The 11,476-nt window shown below is 65.8% G+C and carries 9 protein-coding genes; 1 reads left to right on the top strand and 8 read right to left on the bottom strand.

The window, feature by feature from the left end:
* Positions 1-219 precede the first annotated feature (219 nt).
* The 8 genes from LWW96_RS22180 to LWW96_RS22145 form a co-directional block, all read right to left on the bottom strand.
* The gene (locus LWW96_RS22180; protein WP_291490059.1) at positions 220-1,212 is read right to left on the bottom strand and encodes a tripartite tricarboxylate transporter substrate-binding protein; all 993 of its coding nucleotides are present in this window, start codon (positions 1,210-1,212) and stop codon (positions 220-222) included.
* A gap of 273 nt (positions 1,213-1,485) precedes the next feature.
* Positions 1,486-2,733 carry an AMP-binding protein gene (locus LWW96_RS22175; RefSeq protein WP_291490057.1) on the bottom strand — a complete coding sequence of 416 codons (1,248 nt, stop codon included), beginning with the start codon at positions 2,731-2,733 and terminating at the stop codon, positions 1,486-1,488.
* Between the two features lie 222 nt (positions 2,734-2,955).
* Entirely contained in the window at positions 2,956-3,765 is an 810-nt protein-coding gene (locus tag LWW96_RS22170; RefSeq protein ID WP_291490056.1) for an ABC transporter ATP-binding protein, read from the bottom strand.
* 225 nt (positions 3,766-3,990) lie between these two features.
* The gene (locus LWW96_RS22165; RefSeq protein ID WP_291490054.1) at positions 3,991-5,319 is read right to left on the bottom strand and encodes an ABC transporter substrate-binding protein; all 1,329 of its coding nucleotides are present in this window, start codon (positions 5,317-5,319) and stop codon (positions 3,991-3,993) included.
* 48 nt (positions 5,320-5,367) lie between these two features.
* Entirely contained in the window at positions 5,368-6,444 is a 1,077-nt protein-coding gene (locus tag LWW96_RS22160) for a branched-chain amino acid ABC transporter permease (RefSeq protein WP_291490052.1), read from the bottom strand.
* Positions 6,445-6,473: 29 nt separating this feature from the next.
* A complete protein-coding gene (locus LWW96_RS22155; protein ID WP_291490050.1) occupies positions 6,474-7,403 on the bottom strand; it encodes a branched-chain amino acid ABC transporter permease in 930 nt (309 codons plus the stop codon).
* Positions 7,404-7,425: 22 nt separating this feature from the next.
* A complete protein-coding gene (locus LWW96_RS22150) occupies positions 7,426-8,211 on the bottom strand; it encodes an ABC transporter ATP-binding protein (RefSeq protein ID WP_291490061.1) in 786 nt (261 codons plus the stop codon).
* A 35-nt stretch (positions 8,212-8,246) separates the two neighbouring features.
* A complete protein-coding gene (locus LWW96_RS22145; RefSeq protein WP_291490049.1) occupies positions 8,247-10,193 on the bottom strand; it encodes an AMP-binding protein in 1,947 nt (648 codons plus the stop codon).
* Between the two features lie 239 nt (positions 10,194-10,432).
* On the opposite strand from LWW96_RS22145, the gene LWW96_RS22140 reads away from it, so the two are divergent.
* On the top strand, positions 10,433-11,476 hold a 1,044-nt coding region (locus LWW96_RS22140; protein ID WP_291490048.1), incomplete at its 3' end, for an AAA family ATPase.

Here is an 11,476-nt window from a genome sequence, read left to right as displayed (position 1 = left end):
CAGCCTGTATTCTTATGCATGCAGCGGTGCTCTGAAGTTTGATGATTGGTCGCACAACCATCTTGCTTGAGATGTCACCGCTGTTTTTTTGCCTCTGGGGTGGCTTACCCCGCTAATCCGTGAAGAACCAAAAAAAAGCCGCAGGGCCTGAGCCCTGCGGCATGTGCCGGGGTCCCGCAGCGCGGGGTGGCGGACGGGGTGCGCCCGCAGCGGCGAAGGTCAGTCCGCGTAAGACCCTGCGGCCTTGATCACGGCGCCGAACTTCTCGGTCTCGGACGCCACGAACTTCTTGTGCTCGGCGGATTCGATGCGCTTGTCGGTCGCCACCACGGCGCCCAGGCCTTCCTGCTTCTTGATGAACTCGGGGTCCTTGAGGGCCGTCTTCAGGGCGTCGTTGAGCTTGGCCACCACCGGTGCGGGCGTGCCCTTGGGCGCGTACAGGCCGTGCCAGATGGTCACGCTGAAGTCCTTCACGCCGGATTCGGCCAGCGTGGGCAAGTCCTTCAGGGCCGGCGTGGTCAGGCGCTTGCTGGTGGTCACGGCATAAGCCTTGACCTTCTTGCCCTCGATTTGGGAAGTGGTGTTGGTGGTCTGGTCGCACAGCAGGTCAATCTGGCCGCCGATCAGGTCGGTGATGGCGGGGGCCGTGCCCTTGTACGGCACCGGGGTCATGTCGATCTGCAGCGCGCTCTGGTACATCAGGCCGCACAGGTGCGACGCCGAGCCCTGGCCGGCGTTGCCCAGGTTGATCTTGCCCTTGTTCTGCTGCAGCCAGCTGGCCAGTTCCTTGTAGTTGTTCGCGGGCATGCTGGGGCGCGCGATCAGCGTCATGGGCACGTCGTTGACGATGCCCAGGTACTCGAAGTCGTTGGCGACATTGAAGGACAGCTTGCGGTACATGGTGGGCATGGTGGCCATGCTCACGTGGTTCAGCAGCAGGGTGTAGCCGTCGGGTGTGGCGCGGGCCACCTTGGCGGTGCCGATGGTGCTGCCGGCGCCGGCCGAGTTGTCGATGACCACGCTCACGCCGCCCAGGGGCTTGCGCATGGCTTCGGCCAGGTCGCGGGCCACGCGGTCGGTGGGGCCGCCCGCTGCATAGGGCACCACGATCGTGATCGTCTTGTCCTTGGCCGGAAAATCCTGCGCGCTGGCGCCCATGGCAGCCGCCGCTGCGGCAGTGGCGACGAGCGCGAATTTCAGCACTTTTTTCATGGTGTCTCCTGTAAATGACGGCGCCATGATAGCCACGGGGGGGTACCCAGGTATTGCGGATATTACGTAGCCGGCCGCCGTGGCCTTATTGAAGTTGAAATGGCTTCCAGGCCGCATGGATAAAGCGCAGCGTGCTATTTATTCAGGAGTGTTTGCTTAGGGTAAACACTGCGATTTCCCTTGGTCCCAAGTGGGCATCTCTTGCGCTGGCGCAAGTCCGGGCGCGCAGGTGAAAGCGTGCCGTCAGCGTGCAGGGCGCCCGGCGCCATGCACCTACCGGTAGCTGCGTGCGTCCTCGATCACCTTGCCGTCGTTGGGCAGCGTGCCGGGCGGCACCATCTGCACCTCGCCGCGCAGCTTGGTCACTTCGCGGATGGCGTCCGAGAGCTGCCGGGCCAGGCCTTCGGCCGTTTCGGCGGTTTCCACCTGCAGCACCATCTGGTCGTTGGCCATCTCGCCGCTGACCACCAGGCGTGCGCGCAGCACCTGCGGAAAGCGCTTGGCAATGGCGGCCACCTGGCCCGGATGCACGAACATGCCGCGTACCTTGGTGGTCTGGTCGGCCCGGCCCATCCAGCCCTTGATGCGGGTGTTGGTGCGGCCGGTGGGGCAGGGGCCCGGCAGCACGGCCGACAGGTCCCCGGTGCCAAAGCGGATGAGCGGGTAGTCGGGGTTGAGCGTGGTGACCACCAGCTCGCCCACCTCGCCCTCGGGCACCGGGTCGCCCGTGCCGGGGCGCACGATCTCCACGATCACGCCTTCGTCCAGCACCAGGCCTTCGCGGGCCGAGGTCTCGTAGGCAATCAGCCCCAGGTCCGCCGTGGCGTAGCACTGGTAGCCCGCAATGCCGCGTTCGGCAAACCAGTCGCGCAGGCTGGGCGGGAACGCCTCGCCGGAGACGAGCGCCTTGGTCACGGTGGGCAGCGCCACGCCCAGTTCGGCGGCCTTTTCGACAATGATCTTGAGGAAGCTGGGCGTGCCGATGTAGCCCGCAGGCTTCAGCTCGGCCATGGCCTGCACCTGCTGCTCGGTCTGCCCCGTGCCGCCGGGGAACACGGTGCAGCCCAGCGCGTGCGCGCCGGTCTCCATCATGGAACCCGCCGGCACGAAGTGGTAACTGAAGCTGTTGTGGATCAGCTCGCCGCGCCGAAACCCCGCCGCGTGGATGGCGCGCGCCATGCGCCAGTAGTCGGGCCGCGTGCCCTCGGGCTCGTAGATGGTGCCGGGGCTGGCAAACACGCGCGTCATGCCCGGCCCGAAGCCCAGCGCGCTGAAGCCGCCAAACACGTTGGCGGCCCGGCCGGCCTGCTGGCGCTCCAGCAACTCGTACTTGCGCGTCACGGGCAGTTGCGCCAGGGCTGCGCGGCTGGTGATGGCCGCCGCATCCACGCCCGCCAGGATGCTGGCAAAGGCCGGCGACGCCTTCTGGGCATGGCCGATCTGCTGCGGCAGCGCCGCCATCCAGGCCGCTTCGCGCTCGGCGGGGCTGCGCGTTTCCAGGGCGTCATAAAACGTGCTCATGCCTGGGATTCCTTGTGAGATGTTGGTTTTGAATCAAATCGGCCTCTAGCGCTTATCCATAAAGCGCAAGCAGCTATCAAATTAAGAGTGAATTCGTTCAGCACCTGACCGCCCGGGTCGCCCGCGCTGCCAAAGGCCAGCGCCACCGCGCAAGGGCCGCCCCGCCGCGCTGGTGGCGTCCCCCCTTGGGGGGGAAGGCGCCGAAGGCGACACAGGGGGGGCTCAAGCCAACCAGCGCTTGCGCCGCTTGTAGCTCTTGACATCCTTGAAGCTCTTGCGTTCGCCGCCGCCCACGCCCAGGTAGAACTCCTTGACGTCCTCGTTGCTGGCCAGGTCGCTGGCGGCGCCGTCCATCACCACGCGGCCGCTTTCCATGATGTAGCCGTAGTCCGCGTACTTGAGCGCCATGTTGGTGTTCTGCTCGGCCAGCAAAAAGGTGACCTTCTCCTTGGCGTTCAGGTCCTTCACGATGTTGAAGACCTCTTCCACGATCTGCGGCGCCAGGCCCATGGAGGGCTCGTCCAGCAGCACCATGCTGGGGTTGGCCATGAGCGCGCGGCCGATGGCGCACATCTGCTGCTCACCGCCCGAGGTGTAGGCCGCCTGCGAGGTGCGGCGCGTCTTCAGGCGCGGAAAGTAGTTGTAGACCTTCTCCAGGTTCGCAGCGATCTCGCCCTTGCTGGTGCGGGTGTAGCTGCCGGTCATCAGGTTCTCTTCAATGGTCAAGTGGGCAAAGCAGTGGCGCCCCTCCATCACCTGCACCACGCCACGCTGGACCAGATCGGCGGGCGAGAGGTTCTCGATGCGCTCCCCGCGCAGCTCGATGCTGCCCTTGGTCACCTCGCCCCGCTCGCCCTTGAGCAGGTTGGAGATGGCGCGCAGCGTGGTCGTCTTGCCCGCCCCGTTGCCCCCCAGAATGGCCACGATGGACCCCTCGCGCACCTGCAGCGAGACGCCCTTGAGCACCAGGATCACATGGTTGTAGATGACCTCGATGCCGTTGACGTTGAGAACGATGTTTTGAGAGTCCATGGTGTTGCCTTCGCTGTGCCAATCCAAAGAGCTGCGAGCAATTCTTTGGATTGGCGGCTGCCCGAAGGCAGCCGCTACGTCACCGGCCCTAAATACGGTCGCTGCACTATCGCCAGAGACACCGTGGAACTGGCTTTGCCAGGCCACTGGTGTCGTCCCCCTTCCCGAATCGCGCCAGCGATTCGAGAGAAGGGGGAAGCGGCAAAGCCGCTCAGGGGGATGTACTTAGCTATTGCAATCAGCAGGGTCCCGCCGCGCCATCTTCTTGTCCGCCAGGTACTTGTCGGCGCCGGCTTTCACCATGGGCTTGAGGATCTGCTCATCGGCCTGGTACCAGTCGGACGAGAAGTTCCACTTCTTGCCATCCCAGGTGTGCACGCGGGCCCAGGTGGAGCCCATGTGGTCGGCGCAGCTGGTGGACAGGGGGCGCATCACGTCGTTGAAGCCCAGCGCGTCCAGCTTCTTCTGGTCCAGGGCCAGGTTTTCCATGCCCCAGCGCACCTGCTCGCCGGTCATGACCTTGCCCTTGCCAAAACGCTCCTGCGCACGGCGCACGGATTCCACGGCCAGCATCTGGATGATCACGCCGCGCGTGTACAGCACCGAGCCCACCTCGTCCTTCGGACCGGTGCCCTGGCCCTTGTCGTGCACGTGCTTGAGGATGTCCTGGATCACCTTGCTCTGCGGGCCGTAGCCGTTCAGCGCCAGCGCGTTGTAGCCCTTGGCGCCTTCACCCACGTCGCGCACGTCGGGCTCGGCACCGGCCCACCACACGCCATACATCTTGTCGCGCGGGTAGCCGGTGGCCTGGGCTTCCTTCAGGGCGGTGGAGTTCATCACGCCCCAGCCCCACAGCAGCACGTAGTCGGGGCGGCTCTGGCGCACCTGCAGCCAGGTGGCCTTCTGCTCCACGCCGGGGGCCGTCACGGGCAGCATCTGCAGCTCGAACCCGTGCATCTTGGCGCGCTCCTGCAGCACCGGGATGGGTTCCTTGCCAAAGGGGCTGTCGTGGTAGACCAGGGCGATCTTCTTGCCCTTGAGCTTGTCCAGGCCGCCATTGGCCTTGCCCAGGTGCTGGATCAGGATGTCCGCGCCCGTCCAGTAGCTGCCCATGAAGGGGAAGTTCCACTTGAACGCCTGCCCGTCCTGCGCCACCGACAGGCCGTAGCCCAGCGTCATCAGCGGGATCTTGTCCACAGGTGCCTTCTCGGTCAGCGCGAAGGTGATGCCGGTGGCCTGGGGGTCGAACAGCGAGACGCCGGGGCGGCTCTTGAGGCGCTCGTAGCACTCCACGCCGCGGTCCGTGGCGTAGCCGGTCTCGCACTCTTCAAAGGTGAGCTTCACGCCGTTGATGCCGCCGTCGCGGGCGTTGATCATCTTGATGTAGTCCTGCTTGCCATTGGCCCACGGCACGCCGTTGGGCGCATACGGCCCCGTGCGGTACGACAGCAGCGGGAAGAACTGTTCCTTGGCTTGCGCAAAGGCGCTCGTCGCCACGGACGAGGCGCCGGCTGCAACCACCGCTGCGGCGATCACGATGTTCGAAAGCTTCATGGATGTCTCCTTTGGATGAATAAGTACTAGTGAAGCACGACGGGGAAATCAATGCGGGAAGGGCCACAGGCGCAGCTTCTGCTTGCCCGTGGACCACAGCTTGGCCAGGCCGTGGGGCTCGACGATGAGGAACCACACGATCAGCGCGCCGAAGATCATCAGCTCGGCATGCGACACGCCAGCGGTGGAAATCTCCACGCCGAACAGGCCCATCAAGGCGGGCAGAAACTGGTTGAGCACGATGGGCAGCACCACGATGAACGCGGCGCCAAAGAAGCCGCCCATGATCGAACCCAGGCCGCCGATGATTACCATGAACAGCAGGCGGAACGACACCTCCACCGAGAACGCCGCGGGCTCCCACGCACCCAGGTGGACAAAGGCCCACAGCGCACCGGCCATACCCACGATGAAGGAGCTGACGGCAAACGCGCTGAGCTTGGCGTACATGGGGCGGATGCCGATCACGGCGGCGGCCACGTCCATGTCGCGGATGGCCATCCACTCGCGGCCGATTGCGCCGCGCACCAGGTTTTTGGCCAGCAGGGCCACCACCACCAGGATGGCCAGGCAGAACAGGTACTTGCTGGTGGCGCTTTCGATGGGCAGGCCCAGCACCTGCAGGTTGGTGACCGACACCGAGCCGGAGTCGGAATTGTTGGTGAACCACTTGATGCGCAGGAACATCCAGTCGCTGAAGAACTGCGCCGCCAGCGTGGCCACGGCCAGGTACAGGCCCTTCACGCGCAGACTGGGCAGCCCGAACAGGATGCCGAAGAACGTGGCGCACAGCCCGCCCAGGATCAGCGCCGGAATCAGCGGCATGCCCGGAAAGCGCACGAAGAAGTTGTAGGCCCCGTAGGCCCCCACGGCCATGAAGGCGCCCGAGCCCAGCGAGATCTGCCCGCAGTAGCCCACCAGGATGTTCACCCCCAGGGCCGCCAGCGCCATGATGACGAAGGGGATCAGGATGGCGCGGAAGATGTAGTCGCTGGCCAGCATGGGCACCGCGATGAAGGCGATGGCCAGGATGATGCCGATGGCAAGGCGGTCCTGCGCGATGGGGAAGATCTGCTGGTCGGCGCGGTAGCTCGTCTTGAACTGGCCGTTTTCGCGGTAGAGCATGGTGTGTCTCCTGTTGTTCTTTTGATGGGTTACACCCGGTCAATGATCTTCTCGCCAAACAGCCCCTGGGGGCGGAACAGCAAGAACACCAGCGCCAGCACATACGCAAACCAGATCTCGATGCCCCCGCCCACGAACGGGCCCAGGTACACCTCGGAGAGCTTCTCGCCCACGCCGATGATCAGCCCGCCGATGATGGCGCCGGGCACTGAAGTGAGGCCGCCCAGGATCACCACCGGCAGCGCGCGCAGCGCCACGGTGGTCAGCGAGAACTGCACGCCGAGCTTGCTGCCCCAGATCATCCCCGCCACCAGGGCCACGACGCCGGCCACGCACCACACGATCACCCAGATGCGGTTGAGCGGAATGCCGATAGACTGCGCGGCCTGGTGGTCGTCCGCCACGGCACGCAGCGCGCGGCCGGTGGAGGTCTTCTGGAAGAACACCGACAGCAGGGCCACGAGGCCCGCGGCGATGGCGGCGGCGATCACGTCTTCCTTGTTCACCAGGATGCCGCCCTGGAACACGCTCTCCAGCATGAAGATCGGGTCCTTGGGCATGCCCACGTCGATCTTGTAGATGTCGCTGCCGAACAGCGTCTGGCCCAGGCCTTCCATAAAATAGGTGATGCCCAGCGTGGCCATCAGCAGCGTGGCGCCTTCCTGATTCACCAGATGGCGCAGCACCAGCTTTTCAATGACCCAGGCCACCACGAACATGATGGCGCCCGCGATGACGAACGCCGCCAGGTTGGCCACGATGGGGTTGTCGATGCCGGTCCACTTCGGGATCCACTCGGCAAAGCGCGCCATGGCCAGGGCCGCGAACAGCACCATCGCGCCCTGCGCGAAGTTGAAGACGCCCGAGGCCTTGTAGATGAGCACAAAGCCCAGGGCCACCAGCGAATACAGCATGCCGGCCATGAGGCCGCCAATCAGGGTTTCCAAAAAGAATGCCATCTTGTGTATCTCCTGCGCGGCTTCAGTGCGATGTGCCCAGGTAGGCGCGGATCACGTCTTCGTTGCTGCGCACCTCGTCGGGGCTGCCGTCGCCGATCTTCTTGCCGTAGTCCAGCACCACCACGCGGTCGCTGATGTCCATCACCACGCCCATGTCGTGCTCGATGAGCACGATGGTGGTGCCGAACTCGTCGTTCACGTCCAGGATGAAGCGGCACATGTCCTGCTTCTCTTCCACGTTCATGCCGGCCATGGGCTCATCGAGCAGCAGCACCTGCGGCTCCATGGCAAGCGCCCGGCCCAGGTCCACCCGCTTTTGCAGGCCGTAGGGCAGCTGGCCCACGGGGGTTTTGCGAAACGCCTGGATCTCCAGGAAGTCGATGATGTGCTCGACGTACTCGCGGTGGCGGATCTCCTCGCGCTCGGCCGGGCCGATGCGCAGCGCCTGCAGCAGCAGGTTGCTTTTGATCTTGAGGTTGCGGCCGGTCATGATGTTGTCGATCACGCTCATGCCCTTGAACAGCGCCAGGTTCTGGAACGTGCGGCCAATGCCCATCTCGGCCACCTGGCGGCTGTTCATGTGGTCGAACGTCTTGCCGCGGAAGGTGATGGAGCCCTCCGAAGGGGTGTACACGCCGTTGATGCAGTTGAGCATGGAGCTCTTGCCCGCGCCGTTGGGGCCGATGATGGCGCGGATCTCGTGCTCTTTCACATTGAAGGAGATGTCGGTCAGCGCCTTCACCCCGCCAAACCGCAGGCTGATGTTCTTGACGTCCAGGATGACGTCGCCGATCTTCTTGGTGGTCATGGGGATTTGCTTCTCTGGCGGGTGCAGGGCGGGCTTCATGCGGCGGCCTTCACGGGGGGGAACACTTTGGCGTCCGAGAGCTTGAGCGTGGCGCTCACCTTGCCCGTGCGGCCGTCCTCGAACTTCACCTGCGTTTCGATGTACTGCTCGGCGCGGCCGGCGTACAGGGCATCCACCAGCACCGCGTACTTCTCGGCAATGAAGCCGCGGCGGACCTTGTTGGTGCGGGTCAGCTCGCCGTCGTCGGCATCCAGCTCCTTGTGCAGCACCAGGAAGCGGCTGATCTGGCTGCCCGCGAGCATGGCGTCGGTGGCCAGGTCGGCGTTCACCTTCTCGATGCACTCGCGCACCAGTTCGTACACCTCGGGCTTTTGCGCGAGGTCGGTGTAGCCGGCATACGGCAGGTTGCGACGCTCGGCCCAGTTGCCCACGGCGTCGAAGTCGATGTTGACCATCACGCAGACCCGATCACGCTGGTCGCCCAGCGCCACGGCTTCCTTGATGTGGGGGAAGAACTTGAGCTTGTTCTCCACGTACTTGGGCGCGAACATGGCGCCATCGTTGGCGCCGCCCGCCAGGCGGCCCACGTCCTTCACGCGGTCGATGATCTTCAGGTGGCCGTGCGCGTCGATGAAGCCGGCGTCGCTGGTGTGGTACCAGCCGTCGGCGGTGAGCACTTCCGCGGTGGCGGTGGGATTCTTGTAGTACTCCTTGAGCAGCCCGGCGGACTTGACCAGGATCTCGCCGTTGTCGGCCACCTTGATCTCCACGCCGCGGATGGGCACGCCCACGGTGTCGGCACGCACCTCGTGGTCGGGCTGCAGGCACACGAACACGGCGGTCTCGGTGGAGCCGTACAGCTGCTTGAGGTTGATGCCGATGGAGCGGTAGAAGGTGAACAGGTCCGGCCCGATGGCCTCGCCGGCCGTGTAGGCCACGCGCACGCGGCTGAAGCCCAGGTTGTTGCGCAGCGGCCCGTACACCAGCAGGTTGCCCAGGGCGTACTTGACGCGGTCAAGCAGGCCCACGTCCTGGCCGTCCATCAGGGCCGGGCCCACGCGCTGGGCGACGGCCATGCAGGCCTGGAACATCTTGCGCTTGAGTGCGCCGGCGTCCTCCATGCGGATCATCACGCTGGTGAGCAGCCCTTCGAAAATGCGCGGCGGCGCAAAGTAATACGTGGGTCCGACCTCCTTGAGGTCGATGGAGACGGTGCTGGCCGATTCCGGGCAGTTGACCACATAGCCGCAGGCCAGCCACTGCGCGTAGCTGAAGATGTTCTGCCCGATCCAGGCCGGGGGCAGGTAGGCCAGCACTTCCTCGCTGCTGGTGAGCTTGTCGAACTCGGCACCGGCCGTGGCGCGGTCCAGCAGCGTGCTGTGGGTGTGCACCACGCCCTTGGGATTGCCCGTGGTGCCGGAAGTGAAGAACATGGCCGCCACGTCGTCGGGCCGGGCCTGGGCCACCTCGGCCTGGAACCAGGCGGGGTTGCTGGCCACAAAGGCCTTGCCGGTCGCGAGCAGTGCGTCCAGCGAGGCCAGGCCCTGCTCGCGGTAATTGCGCAGGCCGCGCGGATCATCGTAGTAAATGTTGGAAATCCGCGGGCACTGGCCGCGGATTTCCAGCAGCTTGTCGACCTGCTCCTGGTCTTCGACCAGGCAGAAGCGCACCTCGGCGTTGTTCAGCGGGAAGATGCACTCCGCCGCCACGGCGTCCTGGTACAGCGGCACCGGAATGGCGCCCAGTGACTGCGCGGCCAGCATGGTGGCATACAGCCGCGGGCGGTTGGCGCCGATGACGACCAGGTGCTCATGCCGCTGGAGCCCCGCTTGGTGCAGGCCGGCGGCCAGCTGTTCGACCAGACGGGCCAGGCCGGACCAGCTGTGGGTCTGCCAGATGCCGTATTCCTTTTCGCGCAGGGCCGGCGCATCAGGGCGCCGGGCGGCATGCTGGAGCAGCAGTTGCGGGAACGTGGTCAACATTGCAGGTTCCTCAAAAAGAAGAAGTGGGTGGGTCCGCCCGGGGTGGCCGGGAGCGCTGCAGTGGTGGCGCGCCTTGGGTCCAATGCTAGGGATGACTTTGACGCCGTCTTGTCTTGCCGACGACAATTTACGGGAAACTCCTCACTGGGTAAAACCCTGCCTGAAGGCCGCTCTGCGGCCGCTGGCGCGGTCGTTGTGTGGTTTGAGGGGGCTTCACGCCAGGGCGGTATCCTCAGGGCATGTACGCCCCGTTCTTCGGCTTGCAACAGCCGCCGTTTTCCATTGCGCCCGACCCGCGCTACCTGTTCATGAGCGAACGGCACCGCGAGGCGCTGGCCCACCTGCTCTACGGGCTGGACGCGGGCGGCGGGTTCGTGCTGCTCACCGGCGAGGTGGGCGCCGGCAAGACCACGGTGTGCCGCTGCTTTCTGGAGCAGATTCCGCAGCACTGCAACGTGGCCTACATCTTCAACCCCAAGCTCACGGTGCGCGAACTGCTGCGGTCCATCTGCGACGAGTTCGGCGTGCCGCACAAGCCCACCGTGCCCGGCGGCGTGGAGACCGTCAAGGACTACATCGACCCGCTGAACGCCTCGCTGCTGGCCGCGCACGGCGCGGGCCGCAACACCGTCCTCATCATCGACGAGGCGCAGAACCTGTCGGCCGACGTGCTGGAGCAGCTGCGCCTGCTCACCAACCTGGAAACCAGCGAACGCAAGCTGCTGCAGATCATCCTCATCGGCCAGCCGGAGCTGCGTGCCATGGTGGCCAAGCCATCCATGGAGCAACTGGCACAGCGCGTGATCGCGCGCTTCCACCTGGGCGCGCTGACCCCGCAGGAGACGCAGCAGTACATCGCCCACCGCCTGGCCGTGGCAGGGCTGACCGGCCCGCTGCCCTTTGACCGCGGCGCGCTGCGGCGCGTGCACGCGCTCTCACATGGCGTGCCCCGGCGGATCAACCTGCTGTGCGACCGCGCCTTGCTGGGCGCCTATGCCGTGGGCGCCCGCCAGGTGACGCGTTCCATCGTCAACCGCGCAGCGCGCGAGGTGTTCGACGCCCCGGCCCTGGCGCGGCAACGGACGGCGGGGCTGCCGCGCTGGGCGCTGGCCGGCCTGGGCGCGGTGGCGGGCGCCGCCGCCGTGGCCGCCGCCGGCTGGGCCCTGGGGCTGTGGCCGGCGGCACATGGCAGCGCGCTGCGGGCGGGCGACCGCCCGGTGGCCGCTCCTGCGCCCGCTGCGCCGGCGTCACCGGCCTCGGCGCCGACGTCGCCCGCGTCGGCG

The organism is Acidovorax sp. (assembly GCF_021287135.1).
GTDB lineage: Bacteria > Pseudomonadota > Gammaproteobacteria > Burkholderiales > Burkholderiaceae_C > Acidovorax.
This window is presented reverse-complemented; position numbering and strand designations above follow the sequence as displayed.